16 protein-coding genes are annotated in these 21,190 nt (G+C 72.7%); 8 read left to right on the top strand and 8 right to left on the bottom strand.

Going from position 1 to position 21,190, the window contains the following annotated elements; all coding sequences use genetic code 11:
* Window positions 1–63 precede the first annotated feature (63 nt).
* From V2J85_RS32940 to V2J85_RS32925, 4 genes are all read right to left on the bottom strand, one after another.
* The gene (locus V2J85_RS32940; protein WP_261955732.1) at window positions 64–3,876 is read right to left on the bottom strand and encodes a multifunctional oxoglutarate decarboxylase/oxoglutarate dehydrogenase thiamine pyrophosphate-binding subunit/dihydrolipoyllysine-residue succinyltransferase subunit; all 3,813 of its coding nucleotides are present in this window, start codon (window positions 3,874–3,876) and stop codon (window positions 64–66) included.
* A 250-nt stretch (window positions 3,877–4,126) separates the two neighbouring features.
* A complete protein-coding gene (locus V2J85_RS32935) occupies window positions 4,127–5,287 on the bottom strand; it encodes a HAMP domain-containing sensor histidine kinase (RefSeq protein ID WP_261955731.1) in 1,161 nt (386 codons plus the stop codon).
* The gene (locus V2J85_RS32930; protein WP_261955730.1) at window positions 5,284–6,024 is read right to left on the bottom strand and encodes a response regulator transcription factor; all 741 of its coding nucleotides are present in this window, start codon (window positions 6,022–6,024) and stop codon (window positions 5,284–5,286) included. Before V2J85_RS32930 ends, V2J85_RS32935 begins: the two co-directional genes overlap by 4 nt.
* Before the next feature lie 73 nt (window positions 6,025–6,097).
* Complete coding sequence (locus V2J85_RS32925) at window positions 6,098–6,952, bottom strand: spermidine synthase family protein (protein ID WP_330823629.1); 855 nt, start codon at window positions 6,950–6,952, stop codon at window positions 6,098–6,100.
* Window positions 6,953–7,299: 347 nt separating this feature from the next.
* On the opposite strand from V2J85_RS32925, the gene V2J85_RS32920 reads away from it, so the two are divergent.
* The gene (locus tag V2J85_RS32920; RefSeq protein ID WP_330823628.1) at window positions 7,300–8,178 is read left to right on the top strand and encodes a rhomboid-like protein; all 879 of its coding nucleotides are present in this window, start codon (window positions 7,300–7,302) and stop codon (window positions 8,176–8,178) included.
* A 179-nt stretch (window positions 8,179–8,357) separates the two neighbouring features.
* Here the strand turns inward: V2J85_RS32920 and V2J85_RS32915 are convergent, their stop codons facing one another.
* Window positions 8,358–8,912 (bottom strand): hypothetical protein, encoded by a 555-nt coding sequence (locus V2J85_RS32915; protein WP_261955727.1) that lies wholly within the window; start codon window positions 8,910–8,912, stop codon window positions 8,358–8,360.
* Window positions 8,913–9,027: 115 nt separating this feature from the next.
* Window positions 9,028–9,531, bottom strand: coding sequence for a YfbM family protein (locus V2J85_RS32910; protein ID WP_261955726.1), 504 nt, complete (start codon window positions 9,529–9,531; stop codon window positions 9,028–9,030).
* 206 nt (window positions 9,532–9,737) lie between these two features.
* Here V2J85_RS32910 and V2J85_RS32905 point away from each other — a divergent pair, with 206 nt between their 5' ends.
* On the top strand, window positions 9,738–10,604 hold the full coding sequence (locus tag V2J85_RS32905) for a pentapeptide repeat-containing protein (RefSeq protein WP_330823650.1): 867 nt from the start codon (window positions 9,738–9,740) through the stop codon (window positions 10,602–10,604).
* Between the two features lie 89 nt (window positions 10,605–10,693).
* The gene (lon, locus tag V2J85_RS32900) at window positions 10,694–13,102 is read left to right on the top strand and encodes an endopeptidase La (RefSeq protein ID WP_330823627.1); all 2,409 of its coding nucleotides are present in this window, start codon (window positions 10,694–10,696) and stop codon (window positions 13,100–13,102) included.
* A 97-nt stretch (window positions 13,103–13,199) separates the two neighbouring features.
* On the opposite strand, the gene V2J85_RS32895 is transcribed toward lon, so the two are convergent.
* Complete coding sequence (locus V2J85_RS32895; protein WP_330823626.1) at window positions 13,200–14,063, bottom strand: lysozyme; 864 nt, start codon at window positions 14,061–14,063, stop codon at window positions 13,200–13,202.
* 312 nt (window positions 14,064–14,375) lie between these two features.
* Here V2J85_RS32895 and V2J85_RS32890 point away from each other — a divergent pair, with 312 nt between their 5' ends.
* The gene (locus V2J85_RS32890; protein WP_261955723.1) at window positions 14,376–14,867 is read left to right on the top strand and encodes a MarR family winged helix-turn-helix transcriptional regulator; all 492 of its coding nucleotides are present in this window, start codon (window positions 14,376–14,378) and stop codon (window positions 14,865–14,867) included.
* A 67-nt stretch (window positions 14,868–14,934) separates the two neighbouring features.
* Here the strand turns inward: V2J85_RS32890 and V2J85_RS32885 are convergent, their stop codons facing one another.
* Complete coding sequence (locus V2J85_RS32885) at window positions 14,935–15,780, bottom strand: hypothetical protein (protein WP_330823625.1); 846 nt, start codon at window positions 15,778–15,780, stop codon at window positions 14,935–14,937.
* Window positions 15,781–16,413: 633 nt separating this feature from the next.
* Here V2J85_RS32885 and V2J85_RS32880 point away from each other — a divergent pair.
* Genes V2J85_RS32880 through V2J85_RS32865 form a run of 4 tightly spaced genes read left to right on the top strand, consistent with a single transcriptional unit; the run spans window position 16,414 to window position 21,059 of the window.
* Window positions 16,414–19,515 (top strand): sensor histidine kinase, encoded by a 3,102-nt coding sequence (locus V2J85_RS32880; RefSeq protein ID WP_330823624.1) that lies wholly within the window; start codon window positions 16,414–16,416, stop codon window positions 19,513–19,515.
* On the top strand, window positions 19,512–20,006 hold the full coding sequence (locus V2J85_RS32875) for a roadblock/LC7 domain-containing protein (protein ID WP_261955720.1): 495 nt from the start codon (window positions 19,512–19,514) through the stop codon (window positions 20,004–20,006). Before V2J85_RS32880 ends, V2J85_RS32875 begins: the two co-directional genes overlap by 4 nt.
* Window positions 20,003–20,404 carry a DUF742 domain-containing protein gene (locus V2J85_RS32870; protein ID WP_261955719.1) on the top strand — a complete coding sequence of 134 codons (402 nt, stop codon included), beginning with the start codon at window positions 20,003–20,005 and terminating at the stop codon, window positions 20,402–20,404. The genes V2J85_RS32875 and V2J85_RS32870 overlap by 4 nt, the downstream gene beginning before the upstream one ends.
* Window positions 20,405–20,441: 37 nt before the next feature.
* The gene (locus V2J85_RS32865) at window positions 20,442–21,059 is read left to right on the top strand and encodes a GTP-binding protein (RefSeq protein ID WP_261955718.1); all 618 of its coding nucleotides are present in this window, start codon (window positions 20,442–20,444) and stop codon (window positions 21,057–21,059) included.
* Window positions 21,060–21,190 lie beyond the last annotated feature (131 nt).

Below are 21,190 nucleotides of genomic sequence, written 5' to 3'. Positions count from 1 at the left end.
GGCGGAAGGGCCCGCCCCCGAGGGGACGGGCCCTTCCGTTCCTGCCTGTCGGTCCGGTGACGCCTACGCGTCGAAGACCTCCGCGACCAGCTGGGCCTGCTCGGCCTGGTGGCGCTTGGCGGAGCCGACGGCCGGGGACGAGGAGTGCGGGCGCGAGATGCGCCGCAGCCGCTCGCCGTGCGGGACGTCGGCACCGACCGCCAGGTCGAGGTGGTCGATCAGGTTGAGGCCGAGGAACGGCCAGGCACCCTGGTTCGCCGGCTCTTCCTGCGCCCACAGGTACTTCTCGGCGTTCGGGAACTTGGCGATCTCCGCCTGGAGCTCCTTGCCGGGCAGCGGGTAGAGCCGCTCGATGCGGACGATCGCGGTGTCGTCCGCGCCCCGCTTCTGCCGCTCGGCGTCCAGGTCGTAGTAGACCTTGCCGGAGCAGAAGACGACCTTGCGGACGTCCTCGGGCTTGACCGTGGAGTCGCCGATCACCGGGCGGAAGCCGCCCGAGGTGAACTCCTCCGTCTTCGACGCCGCGGCCTTCAGACGCAGCATCGACTTCGGGGTGAAGACGATGAGCGGCTTGTGGTGCGGGTTGTGCACCTGCCAGCGCAGCAGGTGGAAGTAGTTGGAGGGCAGCGTCGGCATCGCCACGGTCATGTTGTTCTGCGCGCAGAGCTGCAGGAACCGCTCGATCCGGGCCGAGGAGTGGTCCGGGCCCTGGCCCTCGTAGCCGTGCGGCAGGAGGAGGGTGACGCCGGAGGTCTGGCCCCACTTCTGCTCGGCCGAGGAGATGAACTCGTCGACGACGGTCTGCGCGCCGTTGACGAAGTCACCGAACTGGGCCTCCCACATGACCAGCGCCTCGGGGCGGGCCAGCGAGTAGCCGTACTCGAAGCCCATCGCCGCGTACTCGCTCAGCAGCGAGTCGTAGACGTTGAAGCGGGCCTGGTCCTCGGAGAGGTAGAGCAGCGGGGTGTAGTCCTCGCCGGTCTCGCGGTCGATGAGCACCGCGTGCCGCTGGCCGAACGTACCGCGGCGGGAGTCCTGGCCGGCGAGCCGGACCGCGGTGCCCTCCATCAGCAGCGAACCGACGGCGAGGGTCTCGCCCATGCCCCAGTCGATGGCGTTGTCCTCGATCTGGGCCGCGCGGCGCTGCAGCTGGGGCAGCAGACGCGGGTGCACGGTGATGTGCTCGGGGATGTTGACCTGCGACTCGGCGATCCGCTTGACGACCTCCTGGGAGATCGCGGTGTCGACGAAGACCGGGAACTCCGCCTTGGGCTGCGGCACCTCGGGGGCGGCCGGAGCCGTCGTGGCGTCGCGGACCTCGGTGAAGACCTTCTCCAGCTGTCCCTGGAAGTCCTGGAGCGCCTGCTCCGCCTCTTCGAGGGTGATGTCACCACGGCCGATCAGCGACTCGGTGTAGAGCTTGCGCACCGAGCGCTTCTTGTCGATCAGGTCGTACATCAGCGGCTGGGTGAAGGCCGGGTTGTCCGACTCGTTGTGGCCGCGGCGGCGGTAGCAGATGAGGTCGATGACCACGTCCTTGTTGAACGCCTGGCGGAACTCGAAGGCCAGACGGGCGACGCGGACGACGGCCTCGGGGTCGTCACCGTTCACGTGGAAGATCGGCGCCTCGATCATGCGGGCCACGTCGGTGGCGTACATGGAGGAGCGCGACGACTCCGGGGCGGCGGTGAAGCCGACCTGGTTGTTGATGACGACGTGCACCGTGCCGCCGGTGCGGTAGCCGCGCAGCTGCGACATGTTCAGCGTCTCGGCGACCACGCCCTGGCCGGCGAACGCCGCGTCACCGTGCAGCTGGATCGGCAGGACGGTGAAGTCCGTGCCGCCCTTGTTGATGATGTCCTGCTTGGCGCGCGCGACACCCTCGACGACCGGGTCCACGGCCTCCAGGTGGGAGGGGTTGGCGGTCAGCGAGACCTTGATCTGCTCGCCGTCCAGACCGGTGAAGGTGCCCTCGGCGCCCAGGTGGTACTTCACGTCGCCGGAGCCGTGCATCGACTTCGGGTCGAGGTTGCCCTCGAACTCGCGGAAGATCTGCGCGTAGGACTTGCCGACGATGTTGGCGAGGACGTTGAGGCGGCCGCGGTGGGCCATGCCGATGACGACCTCGTCCAGCCGCGACTCGGCCGCGGAGTCGATGACCGCGTCCAGCAGCGGGATGACGGACTCGCCGCCCTCCAGCGAGAAGCGCTTCTGGCCGACGTACTTGGTCTGCAGGAACGTCTCGAACGCCTCGGCGGAGTTCAGCCGGCGCAGGATGCGCAGCTGCTCCTCGCGCTCGGGCGACTTGTGCTGACGCTCGACCCGGTCCTGGATCCACTTGCGCTGCTTGGGGTCCTGGATGTGCATGAACTCGATGCCGGTGGTGCGGCAGTACGAGTCGCGCAGCACGCCCAGGATGTCGCGCAGCTTCATCATGGACTTGCCGGAGAAGCCGCCGACCGCGAACTCCCGCTCCAGGTCCCACAGGGTGAGGCCGTGCTCGGTGATGTCCAGGTCGGGGTGCTTGCGCTGGTGGTACTCCAGCGGGTCGGTGTCGGCCATGACGTGGCCGCGGACCCGGTAGGAGTGGATCAGCTCGAAGACCCGGGCGGCCTTGGTGACGTCGTCGTCGTGCGACGCGTCGATGTCGCGCATCCAGCGGATCGGCTCGTAGGGGATCCGCAGCGACTTGAAGATCTCGTCGTAGAAGTCGTTCTCGCCGAGCAGCAGCTGGCTCATGATGCGCAGGAACTCGCCGGAGGCGGCGCCCTGGATCACGCGGTGGTCATAGGTGCTGGTCAGCGTCATGACCTTGGAGATGCCCATCTTGTTCAGGGCGTCCTGCGAGGTGCCCTGGAACTCGGCGGGGTAGTCCATCGCGCCGACGCCCATGATCATCGACTGGCCGGGCATCAGGCGCGGCACGGAGTGGACCGTGCCGATGCCGCCGGGGTTGGTCAGCGACGCGGTGACTCCGGTGAAGTCGTCCATCGTCAGCTTGTTGTCCCGGGCCCGGCGGACGATGTCCTCGTAGGCCTGCCAGAACTCGAAGAACGAGAGCGTCTCGGCCTTCTTGATCGCGGCGACGACCAGCTGGCGCTCGCCGTTCGGCTTCACCAGGTCGATGGCCAGGCCGAGGTTGACGTGCTCGGGCTTGACCAGGGTCGGCTTGCCGTCCTTCTGCGCGAAGGAGTAGTTCATCGACGGCATGGCCTTGAGGGCCTGCACCATCGCGTACCCGATGAGGTGGGTGAAGGAGACCTTCCCGCCCCGGGCGCGCTTGAGGTGGTTGTTGATGACGATGCGGTTGTCGAAGAGCAGCTTCACCGGGACCGCGCGGACGGACGTGGCCGTCGGCAGCTCCAGGGAGGCGTTCATGTTCTTCGCAACGGCGGCCGACGGGCCGCGCAGGGTGACGAACTCGGGACCGGCGGCCGGGGCCTCGCCGTCGGCCTTCGCGGCGGCCGGCTTCGCGGCGGCCGGCTTCGGCGCGGGCTTCGCGGCGGCGGGCTCGGCGGCGGCCTTGGCCGGCGCGGGCTCGGTGGGGGCCGGGGCGCTCGCGGCCGGGGTGGCCGGCGCGGCGGCGGGCTTCGGCCCGTCCGCGGCCGGGGCCGCGGGGGACGACTGGGCCGGGGCGGCCCCGGCGGGGGCGGGGGCCTCCGCCGGCGTGCTCGGCGCGGTGGCGCCGCCCGGCTTGTAGTCGGCGAAGAAGTCCCACCAGGCTCGGTCTACCGAGTTCGGGTCCTGGAGGTACTGCTGGTAGATCTCGTCGACGAGCCACTCATTGGGGCCGAAGGCAGCAGCAGGGCTCTTGCCCTGCCCCGCTTGATCGGCCTCGTTCGAGATGCTCGAAGTGTTGGGGGACTGTAGCGACACGGCGGCAACCGCCCTCTTCCGCTTCCTAAGGTGGTGGACAGCGGGAATAAAGGCTACGCCTCTTGTGACCTTTGGTGCAGTCCGGGAGGGCCACTCGTCGCGCACGTCACATTCACCGAAGGGTTTCAGGGCATGACTTGGCGGGAAACACACGAAGTTTGCCCGCGTGCGGGTAGCACTCACCGCCGTCGCACCCACGGGGTGAGTGCTCCTACCACCGACCCTACGCCAGCGACCGTCCGTACGGTCGTCAGCTCCGTGATGACTCCTGCCCCGGAAGAGTGACCCGGATCCGGCAACCCCGTGCCGATTCGGCCACACCGATCCGGCCGCCGTGCAGGTCCACCGCCCAGCGGGCGATCGCCAGGCCCAGGCCCGTACCGCCGTCCGTCCCCGGCCCCGAGGGGCCCGGGCCGCCGCGGTTGAAGCGCTCGAAGACCCGGTAGCGCTCCGACTCCGGGATGCCGGGGCCCTCGTCCTGCACCTCCAGCTCCAGGCCCCCCGGGCTCTCGCCGCGCCGGGCATGCACGGTGACCCGGCCGTGCCGGGGGCTGTGCTTGATCGCGTTGTCGATGAGATTCGCCACGACCTGGTGCAGCCGCTCCGCGTCCGCGTACGCGGTCAGCTCGGGCGGCGAGACGTCGAGGTGCAGATGGACGTCCGTACGGGTGTGGGTGCCGGAGCCGGTCAGCCCGGAGAGGGTGGAGGCGCCGCGGCTCATGTTGGCCTCCTTGAGCACCCCGGACAGATACGGCCAGACCTCGAAGCGCCGGGCGTGCAGCGGCACCACGCCGTTGTCCAGCCGCGACAGGTCGAGGAGGTGCTCGACCAGGCGGCCCAGCCGCTCGGTCTGCTTCAGGGCGGTCCGCATCGTCTCGGGGTCGGGCTCGCAGACGCCGTCGACGACGTTCTCCAGCACGGCGCGCAGCGCGGCGATCGGCGTGCGCAGCTCGTGCGAGACATTGGCGACCAGCTCCTTGCGGTGGGTGTCCACCGCTTCGAGGTCGGCCGCCATCCGGTTGAAGGCGTCGGCCAGGTCGCCGAACTCGTCGCGGCGGTCCGCGCGCACCCGGCGGGTGTAGTCACCGTGCGCCATCGCGCGGGTGACGTCCGTCATCTCGCCGAGCGGGGCGGTCAGGCTGTTCGCCACGAACTGGGTGATCAGCAGCGAGGCGATGATCGAGAAGATCGTGATCACCCGCAGCTCGGTCGCCGAGTGCATCGCCACGAACACCAGCAGGGTGGTGATGATCACCGAGACGCTGACCAGTGCGCCGAGCGCGGCTTTGACGGAGCGGTACGGGTCCAGCGGGCGCAGTGCGTCCCAGACCCGTTTTCCCAGCTCACGGACGGGTGTCCGCCACCACCGGCGTTTCGGCAGCGGCCAGGAACGCAGGCGCCAGGGGCTCATGCCGGCGGGGTCTCCAGGGCGTAGCCGACGCCGTGGACCGTACGGATCCGCTCGGCGCCGATCTTGCGGCGGAGCGCCTTGATGTGGCTGTCGACCGTACGGGTCCCGGAGGCGTCCGCCCAGTCCCACACCTCGGCCAGCAGCTGCTCGCGGGAGAGCACCGCGCGCGGGGTGTTCGCCAGGCAGACCAGCAGGTCGAACTCGGTCGGGGTCAGATGGACGTCGGACCCGCGGACCCGGACCCGGCGCTGGGCGTGGTCGATCTCCAGCTCACCCAGTCGGAGGATGCCGCTGCGCGGGGTGTGCGCGGCCAGCGCGGCGCGCTCGACCCGGCGGAGCAGGACGTGCACCCGGGCGGCCAGCTCGCGCATGGAGAACGGCTTGGTCATGTAGTCGTCGGCGCCGACGCCGAGGCCGACCAGCATGTCCGTCTCGTCGTCCCGGGCGGTGAGCATCATCACCGGAACGGGGCGCTGGGCCTGGACCCGGCGGCAGACCTCCAGGCCGTCGAAGCCCGGCAGCATCACGTCCAGGACCAGCAGGTCGGGCTGCCAGGCCTCGGCGGTGTCCACCGCGGCCGGGCCGTCGGTGGCCGTCTGCACCTGGAAGCCCTCGGCGCGCAGCCTGGCCGCGATGGCTTCGACGATCGTGGGGTCGTCCTCCACCACCAGTACCCGGCGCTGGGCGCCCGGCGTGGCAGCGGCGGCGCCGCCCTGCGTTGTCTGAGTCTGGTCCATCGCCCGCCCCTGCATGTCCCTGCGTGGTCGCGTCTTGCTGGGCAGCAGCGTACGGGCATGGTGTGACTGTCGGCTACGCACCCTTCCGAGCGAGGTGGACCACGTCGGGGACTCCTCGGACAACCGGGATCTCTTCCGTACGCACCCCCTGGAAACCGGCATTTCGCAGCGCTTCCTCGAACGCCGGGGAGGGCTGCGCGGACCAGACGGCGAGCACCCCGCCCGGGGTGAGCCGGTCCCGGCAGGCGGCGAGGCCGGCGGGGGAGTAGAGGCCGTTGTTGTCCTCGGTGACGGTCCAGTCGGGGCCGTTGTCGATGTCGAGGCAGAGGGCGTCGTAGGGGACGGGAGCGGCGTCGGCGCCGGTGTCGGGGGTCGGGTCGGGGCGGGGCGTCCCGTCGGGGGCCGCTCCGTCGGCGGGCGCCCCGTGGGCGTGCGGGCCGGCAGGCGCCCCCTGGGCGTGCGGGCCGGCGGGCGTGCGGAGGTGGGCGACGAGGTCGGTGTGCAGGATCTCGCTGCGCGGGTCGGCCAGCGCCGCGGCCGAGATCGCGGACAGCGGGCCGGTCCGGTGCCAGTCGATGACCGCGGCCTCGCGTTCGACGACCGTGATCCGGCCCCAGCGCGGCTGCTCGGCCGCCCGGGCCAGCGAGAAGCCGACGCCCAGGCCGCCGATGAGGACGGCGGGCCGCTGCCGGTCGGCCGGCAGCTCGTTCAGCGCGGCGTCGACCAGCAGGCGCTCGGAGCGGCCGTCGGAGGTGTCCATCAGGAAGCAGCCGTTGGCGATGATCTCGTGGATGACGGGCGGGCCGCCCGGGGACCCGGCCCGTTCCCGCAGGACCACCTCGCCGTACGGGCCCTCCCGGCGGTCGAGCGTGCGCGGCGACTCGGGGAGGTCGGACAGGGTCTGCGGCGGGGTAACGGGAGCAGCCATGCGGCCATGGTGGCCAAGAGGGGGCGTGGTGGTCCAACGGCTTACGGGGAGTCGTGGGGGCGGGGCGGCGGCGTGCGGGCGGACCGGGGCGGCGGTACGTGGGGCGGCCCCGGGAACGGTGGCGCGGGCGGGTGGAGCGAGGCCCGAGCGGGACCGGGAGCGTCCCGTGACGGTTGCTTCGTGTGAGGCATCTCACTCTCACAGCTTCTTCATGGGTTGAGCGTGCAGGCTGGTCCGCGACGTTGTGCAGGGCGAGCGGACGTTGTGCACGGCGGAGCACTCACGCGCGGCCCAGGTACCCCGGGCGTGGCTCGGTGGATGCGTCAGGACGGAAGGGGCCTCGGACCGTGAGCAGGCTGGGAACCGTCGGGGGAATGCAGGGGGAGCGGACGTCGGGCGGCCGGGCACCGGCCGGGAGCACCGGAGCGGACGGACCACCCGCCCCCGCCCTCCTGCCGGGCATCCCACGGCAGGGCACCGGCCGGGACACCGCGGCACCCGTGGCCGCGGCGGAGCCGGAGCCCGGTCCGCCGCGCGCCCGCCCGCGGCCCTGGCGGCTGCTGCTCGGCACCCCCTTTTCCGTCGGCTACGGCCTGCTGCTCGTGGCCACCTCACTCTTCGCCGAGCATGCGGACCCGACCCTGGTCTCCCAGCTGCTCCAGGGCTCCAGCACGGACGTGGTCCACCTCGCGCAGGCCCCGCTGCTGGTGCTGGTCGCCAGCGCGCTTTGGATCGCCGGCGGACTGACCTCCGGTTACGCCCTCGGATTCCTGGTCGTACTGCCCGCGCTGGAGCGGCGGATCGGCGGGCTGCGCACCGCCGCGGTCTTCTTCGGCGGGCATGCGCTGGCCACCCTCGCCACGGAGGTGCCGGTCGCCTTCACCGTCGCCGCCGGCGGGCTGCCGGAGAGCTCGCTGCACCGCCTCGACTACGGCATCAGCTTCGGCGTGATGACCTGCATCGGCGGGCTGGCCGGGGTACTGCCGGCCTGGCTGCGCTGGCCGCTGCTGGGCGGCGCCGGCTGGCTCGCCGGCACCGCCCTGCTCGCCTACACCGACCCGATGACGGACTGGGGCCATCTGCTCTCGCTCACGCTGGGCGTGGCGAGCTGGCCACTGCTCCGCCGCTGGCGGGTCGTTCGCACCGGCCCCACCCCGCTCCTCGGCGACCTGGGCCACCCGGCCCTGCGGGCGCATCCTGAACCGCGGGGTGTGTCCACCCCCTGAAGGGCGGCGCGTGGACACCCCCCATCGCGGGGACCACACCCTGAGCCGCGGCGCCCGCGCCCGCACTGCACTACAGGGAGTGCGCGCCCGCGCCGAGGGAGATACGCCGCCTGCCGGGGCGCGACTACGCACCGACGCGCCGTGCGCCTACCGCACGGGCCCCGCCCGCCGTGGGCCAACTACGGCCGTACGGTGGACCGGTAGGTCTGCGCGATGGCGTAGGCGCAGCCGGCCAGCAGGGCGACACCGGACAGGACGCCGCTGACGAACGGCACCCACACCACCGCACGGGTCGCGGCCATACCGAGACCGGCCACGCCGAGCGCGGTGAGCGCCGTGCCCGGAACGGCGACCGAGCGCCGCTGCCAGACCGCGGCCAGCGCCATGAAGTGCAGCCCGACGATGAGCGCGATCCAGGCGACGGAGGTCTCGTCCGGGGCGCCCGCCTCGCGCAGCGCGAGCCGGCCGCCGATCAGCAGTACCGCCTCGGCCGCCACCACGAACCCGAACTTCCCGCGGAACCAGTCCGCCCGGGGAACCCCGTCCGCGTCCACCACGGCCCCGCCCCGGCGGCCCGCCAGCAGCGCCAGCGCCAGCAGGCCCGCGAAGGTGAGCACCGCGATCACGCGCAGGGTGACGCCGACGGCGGGGCTCAGTGGAGCGTGCGCGTTGGCGACCACGAAGACCGTCCCGAACAGTGCACCGATGAACACCCCGGACATCCGCTGCAACATGCCGCGAACCTAGCAGTCCTGACGTGCCGTGAGGAGCGTCCGGGCCGACGGTGAGGGGCCGTTGCGGCTTGCCCGGTCGCGGCCGGCCCGGCCGTCGCGGCGGCGAACTGCCCGCCTACCCCAGCCACATGAGCATCGCGTCCCCCTTCTCCGCCGCCGCGCCGAAGAACGGCCGCAGGAGTGCGTAGTAATCGGTGACGTAGTCCAGTGGTTCCCCCCGCTCCCACACGATCGTCGGGTAGACCTCCGCCTTGGCCAGGTCCTCCGGGCCGACGCCGGCCGTCAGGCTCGACGCGGGTATCTCCGCGAGCGCCTCGGCCGCGGCCCGCACCCGCTCGGGGGTGAGGTAGCGCGGCGGGCCGTAGCCCCAGTCCTCGGCGTCCGGGACGGCTTCCTCGCCGTGCACGACGTCCACCGGGAAGCCCGCGCGGCGCAGCAGGAATCCCAGCGCGTCCCAGCTCTTGTCGACGTCCAGGCAGCGCGCCCGCTCCGGCTCCGGGGCCGCCGCGGCCTCCGCCTCGCGCCGCCGGGCGACGAGCGCCAGCCCCCACTCGGGATCGCCGAGGACACGGGTGAGTTCGGCAGGTGTCACACGTGCGTACTCTCCGATCATGCTCATGTGACCGAGGCTACGGGCGACCACTGACAACGCCCCCGGCCTCGCCGCCCGGCAGAGCCCACAGCGCGGCCTGGGAGAATGGAGGCCCCATCCGGGCGCCGCCGCGTACCGCGCCCGCCGGCCGCAGGAGTACCCGCATCGTGTCCCGAGACCGCACCGCCCGCCCGCTGCCCGACGCCGTCGCCCCCGGCCGGCAGAGCGCCGACCTGGGCCTGACGGCCGCCGACCGTGGCCTGACCGCCGACTGCGCCAGTTGCTTCGGGCTCTGCTGCGTCGCGCTGCCGTTCGCGCGCTCGGCGGACTTCGCGATCGACAAGGACGCGGGCCGGCCGTGCCCCAACCTCCAGGGCGACTTCCGCTGCGGCATCCACCGCGACCTGCGAAGCCGCGGCTTCTCCGGCTGCACCGTCTTCGACTGCTTCGGTGCCGGGCAGAAGGTCTCCCAGGTCACCTTCGGCGGCGAGGACTGGCGGCAGGCGCCCGGTACGGCCCGGCAGATGTTCGACGTCTTCCCCGTCATGCGGCAGCTGCACGAACTCCTCTGGTACCTGTCCGAGGCGCTGACCCTGCCGCCCGGTGCAGGCACCGGCTCCACCGGAGCAACCGGCGCCGCGCTGCCTGCCGCGCTCCAGGACGACCTGCGCGCCGCGTTGGAGAAGACCGAGGCCCTCACCCGCGGCAGCGCGGAGGAGCTCGGCGAGCTGGACGTGCCCGCCCACCGGGCCGAGGTCAACGTCCTGCTGCTGCGCACCAGCGAGCTCGTCCGGGCCCAGGTGCCCGGCCGGAAGAAGGAGCGGCGCGGCGCCGACCTGATGGGTGCCCGCCTCAAGGGCGCGCGGCTCCAGGGCGCCAACCTCCGCGGGGCGTACCTGATCGCCGCCGACCTCACCGGGGCGGACCTGCGGCGGGCCGACCTGATCGGCGCCGACCTGCGGGACGCCGACCTCAGCGGCGCCGATCTGACGGGCGCCCTCTTCGTGACCCAGTCCCAACTGAACGCGGCCAAGGGCGATGCCGCCACCAAGCTCCCGTCCGGCCTGACCCGCCCCGGCCACTGGCGGCCCGCCGCCTGATCGCTCACAGCGAACGCGCGGCGGGGAACATCTCCCCGGCTCCCTGCATTGAGTGGGTAAAGCTCAACTTGCTTGCTGAAGGGGAGATCATGGCTTCGACGTCCACACCGCTCACTCTGCCCGTGCTGCCCCTCGATGACGAGGTCGTGCTCCCCGGCATGGTGGTGCCCCTGGACCTGACCGACACGGAGGTGCGCGCCGCGGTCGAGGCCGCGCAGGCCGCCGCCTCCTCGGGCAACAAACCGCGGGTGCTCCTTGTGCCCCGGGTCGACGGGAACTACGCCGGCATCGGCACGCTCGGGCGGATCGAGCAGGTCGGGCGGCTGTCCGACGGCGATCCCGGCGCGCTGATCCGGGGCCTTCGCCGGGTGCGCATCGGCTCCGGCACGACCGGCCCCGGTGCCGCGCTGTGGGTGGAGGGCACCGCGCTGGAGGAGCAGGTTCCCGATCCTCTGCCGGGTGCCGTCACCGAACTCGTCACGGAATACAAGGCGCTGGCCACCAGCTGGCTGCGCAAGCGCGGCGCCTGGCAGGTCGTCGACCGGGTCCAGGGCATCGAGGACGTCGGGACGCTGGCGGACAACTCCGGCTACTCGCCGTTCCTGACCGTCGAGCAGAAGGTCCACCTGCTGGAGACCACCGACCCGGTCGCCCGGCTGAAGCTCGCCACCGAGGCGCTGCGCGACCACCTCGCCGAGCAGGACGTCGCCGAGTCCATCGCCAAGGACGTCCAGGAGGGCGTCGACAAGCAGCAGCGGGAGTTCCTGCTGCGGCGCCAGCTGGAGGCGGTCCGCAAGGAGCTCGCCGAGCTCAACGGCGACCCCGAGGACGAGGGTGACGACTACCGCGCCCGGGTCGAGGCCGCCGATCTGCCCGAGGACGTCCGCAAGGCCGCCCTCAAGGAGGTCGACAAGCTGGAGCGGGCCAGCGACCAGAGCCCCGAGGGCTCCTGGATCCGCACCTGGCTCGACACCGTCCTCGAACTGCCCTGGAACGAACGGACCGAGGACGCCTACGACATCGCCGGCGCCAAGGAGGTCCTGGACGCCGACCACGCGGGCCTGGCGGACGTGAAGGAACGGATCACGGAATACCTGGCCGTCAGGAAGCGGCGGGCCGAGCGGGGGCTCGGCCTGATAGGCGGTCGCCGTGGCGGCGCCGTCCTCGCGCTGGTCGGGCCGCCCGGTGTCGGCAAGACCTCGCTGGGCGAGTCCGTGGCCCGCGCCATGGGCCGCAAGTTCGTCCGGGTCGCGCTCGGCGGCGTCCGGGACGAGGCGGAGATCCGCGGCCACCGCCGCACGTACGTCGGCGCGCTGCCGGGCCGGATCGTCCGGGCCATCAAGGAAGCCGGTGCGATGAACCCGGTCGTTCTGCTCGACGAGATCGACAAGGTGGGCTCCGACTTCCGGGGCGATCCGGCCGCCGCCCTCCTGGAGGTCCTGGACCCGGCGCAGAACCACACCTTCCGCGACCACTACCTGGAGGTCGAACTCGACCTGAGCGACGTGGTCTTCCTGGCCACCGCCAACGTCCTGGAAGCCATCCCCGAGCCGCTGCTCGACCGCATGGAGCTGGTCCGGCTCGACGGCTACACCGAGGACGAGAAGGTCGTCATCGCCCGGGACCACCTGCTGCCGCGCCAGTTGGAACGGGCCGGTCTGGAGCCCGGCGAGGTGACGCTGGAGGAGGACGCGCTGCGCAAGCTGGCGGGCGAGTACACCCGCGAGGCGGGCGTGCGGAACCTGGAGCGGTCGATCGGCCGGCTGCTCCGCAAGATCGCCGCACAGCACGAACTCGGCGAGCAGGAGCTGCCGTTCGGCGTCGGCACGGACCAGCTGCGTCCGCTGATCGGGCGGCCGCACCACACCCCCGAGTCGGCCCAGGACCCGGCCGAGCGGCGGACGGCCGTGCCGGGTGTGGTGACCGGTCTCGCGGTCACCGGCGCGGGCGGTGACGTCCTCTACGTGGAGGCGTCGCTCGCCGATCCGGAAACCGGGGCCTCCGGTCTGACGCTGACCGGCCAGCTCGGGGACGTGATGAAGGAGTCCGCGCACATCGCGCTGTCGTTCCTGCGGTCGCACGGCGCGGAGCTGGAGCTTCCGGTCGGTGACCTGAAGGAGCGCGGGGTGCATCTGCACGTACCGGCCGGTGCCGTCCCCAAGGACGGGCCGAGCGCGGGCGTGACGATGACGACGGCGCTGGCCTCGCTGCTGTCGGGCCGGCAGGTCCGGCCGGACGTGGCGATGACCGGTGAGGTCTCGCTGACCGGGCGGGTGCTGCCGATCGGCGGCGTCAAGCAGAAGCTGCTCGCGGCGCACCGCGCGGGGATCACCACCGTGATCATCCCCAAGCGCAACGAGCCGGACCTGGACGACGTGCCCGCCGAGGTCCTGGCGGCCCTGGAGGTCCACCCGGTCTCGGACGTCCGCCAGGTGCTGGAGCTCGCCCTGACCCCGGCCCGCAACGGCGCGGCACCGGAGGTTCCGGTCGCGGCGTGACGGAAGCGACCGGAGCGCAAGACCCCTCCCGCGGCGGGCGGGAGGGGTCTCGCGGCGCGGGCGGGCGCGGCCGCCCGCGGGGCCACCGGCGGCCGCGCTAGCCGTTGGCCAGTGCCTGCAGCCGGTCCATCGCGCCGTTGAAGCGGTTGTGGTCACCGACCGTGGGGCCGGTCGAGGTGTACTGCCAGATGGTGTGGAAGCCCCAGCCGGCCGGGAGTTCGCCGACCGAGGAGCCGTAGCGCGGGACCCACAGCGGGTTGATCGCGCCGAAGGCGGACGAATTGCCGGTGCACTGCTTCCACCAGCTGGTGGAGGTGTAGATGACCGCGTCCCGGCCGGTGCGCGCCTTGTAGGTGGCGAACCAGTCCTTCATCCAGTTGACCAGGCCGGCCGCGCTGAGCCCGTAACAGGTCGCGCCGTAGGGGTTGTACTCCATGTCCAGCGCGCCGGGCAGCGTCCTGCCGTCCTTGGACCAGCCGCCGCCGTGGTCGACGAAGTAGTTGGCCTGGGCGGCGCCGCTGGAGGTGTTGGGCGTCGCGAAGTGGTAGCCGCCGCGGATCATGCCGGCGTTGTAGGAGCCGTTGTACTGCTGAGCGAAGTACGGGTTGGTGTAGCTGGTGGACTCCGTCGCCTTGACGTAGGCGAACCGGACGCCGCTGTTCCAGAGCGTCGACCAGGCGACGTTGCCGTTGTGGCTGCTGACGTCCACGCCCTCGACGGACGCCGCGAGCGAACCCGCCGGCCCGGCGCCGACGCCGGCCGCGGTGCCCTCGTGCTTGGCGATCTGCGAGCCGGCCCAGTCCTGGCCGGGGTGGGCCGGCTCGGGCGCGCGCCGCACGGCCGTGGCACCGGCCGAGGCGGGCAGCGCCAGGAGCAGGGCGAGGAGGGTGAGGAGGGCCCCGGTCACGGTCGCGAGCGAGCGCGCGGGGCGATGGGGGGAGCCGGATCTGAGCACGGACATACGTGTCTCCGGAGATCTCGGTGTGACCTGAGGGGGGATGGGTGCGGATCTACTGGGGGGTGATCTGCCGGCATGGCGTGGGCGCGGCTGACACGGAGGTGCGGCGTGCGGGACGCGCGGCGGAACCTTTGGCGAACGGCCCGCCGTTTGGTGTGGCCATGCCATAAGTGACGATACGCGCGTAGACCGGCGTGACAAAAGAGGGTCCCTGGGCTGCCGTTGGTCTAATCCTGCGAAATACTGGCCGAGCTGCGGCTTCGGCCGACGGGGGCGGAAACTTTCAGACCAGGAAATGCGGGAAGGGGCGCTGACGTGCACAACACCGGGGCCGACGGAGCGACGACGGACGGCGAGCCGGTCGGTGTGGACCACGTATTCCTCGCCCTGGAGCGCGAATTGGCGGTGTTCCTCCGCCGGGCCCGGGCCTCGTCCGGCGAACTGGCCCGGGAGGTGCACCCCGACCTGGAACCGTCCGCCTACGGCCTGCTGGTCCGGCTGGCCGACGCCGGCGCGCAGCGGGCCACCGACCTCGCCGGCTTCTTCGGCGTCGGCAAGGCCACGATGAGCCGCCAGCTGCACGCGCTGGAACAGCTGGGCCTGGTCGCCCGGGCGCCGGACCCGGCCGACGGCCGCGCCGTCCTGGTGCGCCTCACCGACGAGGGCCGGGAGCGCTTCACCCGCGTCCGCAACGGCCGCCGTGCCCAGTACGCCCGGCGCCTCGCCGCCTGGGACCGCCATGAGGTGGCCGAACTCGCCCGGCTGCTGCACCGCTTGAACGCGGAGCAAGAGGGCGAGGAGGGGTGAAAGGCGCGTCGTGACCGGGTACACCGCGAAAGGGTGATGACGAAAGGGCCCGGACCGCCAGGAATTGTCACGGCATGACGAAAACCACGGCGGCGTCGTCCCGGGCCTTGCCCCTCGGGTGGGCCGTGCACTCCGGGTCCGCCGCCTCCGCGGCCCGCACCCGGTCGATCAGGGCCTGCGGCCCCTCCTTGCCCACCAGGCCCGCGCAGTCCGCCCAGGAGCCCGCCCCGAAGACCTCGACCCAGCGGCCCGCGCCGTCGCTGAGGGCGGTCAGTGAACGGACCGCGGCCCGCGGGGTGGTGCCGGTGACCGCGCGGGCCGCCACCGCCGGATCCGCGGCCGCCGTGAAGAAACCGCCCTCCGCGTTGCGCAGCGCCTCGACGGCACGCACGTACTCCCGGCCCGCCGCGGCCCGTTCCGCCGACCCGCGGGGCAGCGCCCGTACGGCGGCGCGCCGGGCCCTGACCGCAGGTGGCAGTTGGTCCAGCCGTGGGTCCAGCACGGGGTGCACCGACCCGTCGGCGTGCTCCAGGAGGAGCACCGAATCGGACAGTACGAGGTGCTCGACGGTGTCCGCGGACCACCTTGCGGCCACGACAGTTGCCTGCGGAGTACGGGCGTGAGAAAGGTCACAGGTGCCCCGGTGAACGGCGGCCGTCCGGGAGATGGCCGCCGCGAGCGCCTCAGCGAGCGTCATATCCCGGTGTGAAACCGACAGTTCGAGCATTGCGCCGCCGAGTCGCGCGGTGAACCACGGCACCGTGTGACGGCATCCGTAGTCCTCTTCGGGCGGGGTCACGCCGTCCAGCAGGACCAGGACTCCGCCCTGGCCGGAGGCCGGCAGGGCTACCGACGCGTAGTCCTCGTTGGGGCGTTGGGGGTCGCCCGGCTCGGTGGCGAGTTCGATGCGCATGCCGGTCAGTCTGCCGGAGGGCGCGGATTTCGCCCGGTGGTCGGTCACTCGGCGCGACGGGTGGCGTACGGGCAGGTCAGAGCCGTGCGGAAGGTACGGACCGGCGCTCCGGAGGCGTGCGGGCGCGCATCCTGCCAGGACGGGCACGCATCTCCAAACCCGTCCGGGGGTTGCGCGGGGTTGCGGCGAAAATCGTTGCCGCGCGGAAGTTGATGGTCAAACTCCGATTGATGTTCACTCGTTCAGGTGGCCGGGCATGTGTTGCCGAGCCACTGCGCGGGGCCGGTGGAATGGTCATTGCCCGGATCACGGGGGGCCAGGACATTCGTCGCGACGCGCAGAGCCGGACTGTTCCCCCTCGCGGAAGTATGCGCTGCTGCGGAGTGCGCGCAGGTCCGCCCGCGAGCGGAGAGCGAGCCGGGTCCGCGACGCCACACGGCGTGGGCAGGCGAGACAGGAATGCGAGCAGCGGTGCGGAAGATGCGGCTTCGGGGCGGCGCAGGGAAGCCGGGTTCACCGGCCGGTTCGGTCTCCGGACCGGTGACGGGTTCGGGTCCTGGCAAGAGCTCCGGTTCCGGTAAGGGACCGGGCGCGAGCGGCGGTGACGACCTCGCGGGGCAGCGTCCCGCACGGGTGCGCAACCGGCTGGTCGGAGCGGTGGCCGTGGTCGCCGTCGCGGTCCTCGGGGCCGGCGCCCCCGGTCTGCTCGGCACGGCGGACGACGCCAACAACAGCCAGCACCTGGTCGACCTGGCCGAACTCAACGCCCGGGCCATCGCACTGGCGCACTCCCTCGCCGACGAGCGCGACGGGATGACCGGCTACGCCGCCGCGGGCCACAACGGCCGTACGGGCACGGGCAACAACGGCACGGGCACGGGTTCCGCAAACGGCACCGTCAACGGGACCGGCAACGGCGCGGGCACCGGCACGGTCGACGGCACCGGCAACGGCGCGGGCACCGGCACGGTCGACGGCACCGGCACCGGTGGCACGACCGGAACCGGCGGAACCACCTCAACCGGCGGAACCGGCACGACCGGTGGAAGCGGAACAACCGGCACCACAACGGCCGGAACCGGCACCGGAAGCGGAACCGGCACCAACCTCCCCGGCGTCAACGGCACCCGGGCCCGCACCGCCGCGGCCGGCGCCGCCGTCACCAGCGGCCCCGGTGCCGACAACGCCGCCGTCGCCCGCCCCCAGCGCGCCCGCGTGGACCGGCAGATCGACGACCTGCGCACCGAGGCCCAGGACGCCTCGGGCGACAGCGCGGTCTACGCGACCGCCGCCAAGCTGCTCAAGACCCTCCCGCAAATCCGTCAAAAGGCGCTGGCCCGGGCGGAATCGGCCGAGCAGGTCTACCGCGCGTACACCGACATCATCCAGGCACTCGGGGCGATCAGCGACGACATCGCCCGCGGGCTGCCCGCCCGGGCGGACTCCGGCGACGCCGACACCCGGGCGCTGCCCGCGCTCGCCCGCGCCACCGACCAGGCCGCCGGCACCCGCGCCCTGCTGCTGGCCGGGCTCAACGCGGGCGGCAGCCAGCCCACGCTGACCGGTCTCGCGCAGGTCGCGCGGGTCCGTGAACAGGGCGCGCTGGGCGACTTCCGGGAGAGTGCGGGCCAGGGCGCCCGGGACCGCTACGACCGCACCGTCAACGGCACGGACGTCAGCACCGCCGAGCGCTATCTGACCCGGCTCACCGACCAGCCGCGCCTGGACGCCGCCGATCTGCGGCTCAGCCGCCAGCGGGTGGAGAACGCCCTCACCACCCGGATCGGGCTGATGCGGGGCGTCGAATCGGCCATGGCCACCGCCGACGTCCAGCGCCTCGGCCAGCTGCGCGACGACGACGTCACCGAGCTGGAGATCCGGATCGGCCTGGAGGGCCTCTGCCTGCTGCTGGCCGTCGGCGCCGGCATCTGGGCCGCGCGCTCGATGACCCAGCCGCTGGCCGCGCTGCGGATCGGCGCCCGCCGGGTCGCCGCCGACCCGGCGCACGAGGACCCCATCACGTACAAGGGCCGCAACGACGAATTCGCCGCCGCCGTAAGGTCGGTGAACGCGCTGCACACCCAGGTGGGCGAGCTGTCGCGGCGCACCACCGAACTGGAGGGCGAGCGCAAGCGGCTGATCGGCGGCCGGCAGCGGCTGGTCGCCGAGCGCGAGGTGCTCCAGGAGCAGGGCGAGGCCCTCAAGGAGGAGATCGCCGACCTCACCGAGCGGCTCAAGGCCGCCCACACCGGCGTACAGGGCCGGTTCGTCAACCTCGCGCTGCGCACCCTCGGCCTGGTGGAGCGCCAGCTCGGCGTCATCGAGGGGCTGGAGGAGACCGAGCAGGACCCGGAGCGGCTGGACACCCTCTTCAAGCTGGACCACTTCGCCGCGCGGATGCGCCGCAACAGCGAGAACCTCCTGGTGCTGGCGGGCGCCGAGCAGCACGGCAACAACCACCCGGGCCCGGTCCCGCTGCTGGACGTGCTGCGCGCCGCGGTCAGTGAGATCGAACGCTACGAGCGGGTGCGCATCCAGTCGCTGCCGCCGCACTCCCAGGTCGCCGGCTTCGCCGCGGACGACCTGAGCCACCTGATCGCCGAACTCCTGGAGAACGCCACCGCCTTCTCGCCGCCGGACGCCCATGTCGAGCTGTCCGGCTGGCTGCTGGAGAGCGGCGAGGTGATGCTCTCGGTCCAGGACGAGGGCATCGGGATGACCGCGGAGCGGATGGCCGAGCTCAACGAGCGGCTGACGGACGCGGAGGCGGCCTCGACCGCCGAGAACATCGACGAGGCGCTGGGCCTCGGGCTCTACGTCGTCGTACGGCTGGCCGCCCGGCACGGCGTCCGGGTCCAGCTGCGGGACGCCAAGCAGGGCGGGGTCACCGCCGTCATCGTGCTGCCCGGCTCGATCCTGCCGACCCGTCCCGGCCCGGCGTCCGCGATGTCCGTCCCGCACGATGCGCACGCCCCGGGGCTGCCCGGCTCGGTGGCCGAGGCGAACTCCAACACCCTGCAGACGCGGGCGCCGCGGGTGGACCCGGCGGCGGGCCGCGGCGCGGCGGCGGCCGTGCCCGCACCGGAACGGACCGCCGATCCGGCACCCGGCCAGGACGGTCCGGCCGGCGGCCCGCAGGGCGATCCGTTCGTCGCCGCAGCGGAGCGCGCGCTCGACGCGGCCGGGATCCCGGCCGGCGGAACCGCCGAGCACACCCGGCCCCCGGAGGACGCGCCGGCCGGGCCCGCGCCGGCCGCCGCCCCGGCCGCGGAGGACCCGTACGCCATCGGCCCGGACCAGCACGCCCGCGCCGAGGCGGCCACGCCGGCCACGTCCCCGGCACCCACGGACCCGGCACCCGCGGACGCCGTACCCGCGGACGCCGCACCCACGGACGCCGCGCCCGCGGAGGAGGCGCCTTCCGACGCGGCGCCCGACGACGCGGCGCCGGCGGCCACGCCGGAGAAGCAGCGGACCAGCTTGGGGCTGCCCAAGCGCACGCCCAAGATCGTGGCGCAGCAGCAGGCGCCCACCGCCCCGCGCAAGAGCGGTGCGGCCAACGCCGAGGCGCTGCGGCGCCGGCTCGGCGGATTCCAGCAGGGGGCGCGGACCGGCCGGCGCGACGTGGCGGCCGAACTCGCGGAAGGCACGACCGAGAAGACCAGCCCACAGAACGACACCGACGGAGCGGGGGCCCCGGAAGAGAGCCACATTGTCGAGGAGGCACGCGAGTGAAGGCGCAAGCGCCCACTGCTTACGGACAAGGACTGAGCAGCCAGGCCCGCAATCTCCACTGGTTGCTGAGCAACTTGGTGGAGGAGGTGCCGGGCATCCGCTCGGTCGCGGTGGTCTCCTCCGACGGACTGCTGCTGCTCAGCTCCGACCCTGACCGGGTGGACGAGGCGGCACGCCCCGGCGGCGCCGGCGGCCCCCGCGGGTCCAGCGCCGACCTGGCCACCATCGTGTCCGGACTCGGCAGCCTCACCCAGGGTGCCGCGAAGCTGATGGACGGCGGGGCCGTCAAGCAGACGATGATCACGATGGACGAGGCCAGCGTGTTCGTGATGTCGATCAGCGACGGTTCGCTGCTCGGCGTGCACGCCGCACCGGACTGCGACATGAGCGTCATCGCCTATCACATGGCACTGTTCGTCGGCCGGGCCGGCCACGTCCTCACCCCCGAACTCCGCACCGAACTCCGCAAGTCGATGGAGAGCGCCCAGTGAGCAAGTCCCCCAAACTCCCCGTGCGCGGCGGGGATCGCAAACCCTCGCGCGTGCGGCCGTATTCGCTCACCGGCGGCCGGACGCGATTCGGCCATGTGCTGCTCGTCGAGACCTTCGTGGCCGCGCTGGAAGCCCCCGAAGAACGGCGCGAGCTCACGTCCGGCGGCTGGGGCGACCGGGTGATGCCGGAGATGCGGGCGATCGTCGAGCTCTGCCGCCGGATGCGCTCGGTGGCGGAGATCTCCGCCCTCCTCAAGATGCCGCTGGGCGTGGTCCGCGTCCTGCTCAGCGACCTCGCCGACCAGGGAAAGATTCGCGTCTACGGCACCGGGCACGGCACCGGCCGGCCCGACCGCGCGCTGCTCGAAAGGGTGCTGAGTGGACTTCACAGGCTCTGACACGATATCGGCCGGGCCGACGACGACCGCCGGTTCCGTGGGTCAGGCCGGCCCGGTGGCCACGGCCGCCGACGCGGGGCTGCAGAGCTGGCAGACGGACCGGTCGCGGGCGCCGATCGCCACCAAGATCGTGGTGGCCGGCGGCTTCGGTGTCGGCAAGACCACGTTCGTCGGTTCGGTCTCGGAGATCACCCCGCTGCAGACCGAGGCGGTGATGACCCAGGCCAGCGAGGGCACCGACGATCTGACCGCCACCCCGGAGAAGACCACGACCACGGTCGCGATGGACTTCGGGCGGATCACCCTCGACCAGGAACTGGTCCTGTACCTGTTCGGAACGCCCGGACAGCAGCGGTTCTGGTTCATGTGGGACGACCTGGTGCGCGGCGCGATCGGCGCGATCGTGATGGCCGACACCCGGCGGCTGGAGGACTGCTTCCCGGCGCTGGACTACTTCGAGAGCTGCGGGCTGCCCTACATCGTCGCGGTCAACCACTTCGAGGGCACCGACAGCTACCAGGCCGAGGACGTCCGCGAGGCGCTGACCGTACCGGCACAGGTACCGATCGTGATCATGGACGCGCGCAAGCGGACCACCGTGATCCAGTCGCTGCTCGCCCTGGTCGGCCACGCCCTGGAAGCAACGCCGGAGTAACGGCCGGCCCTCCCAAGGACCGGTCCGCCCATGGGCCGGTCCGCCTACGGGCCGGTCCTCCCGAGGACCGGTCCTCCTACGGGCCCGCCCCCACGGGCCCGTCCCCTGAGGGGCCACCCCTCGCACGACCC

Origin of the sequence: Streptomyces bugieae (genome assembly GCF_036352915.1) — a bacterium.
Classification (GTDB): Bacteria; Actinomycetota; Actinomycetes; order Streptomycetales; family Streptomycetaceae; genus Streptomyces; species Streptomyces endophytica.
This window is presented reverse-complemented; position numbering and strand designations above follow the sequence as displayed.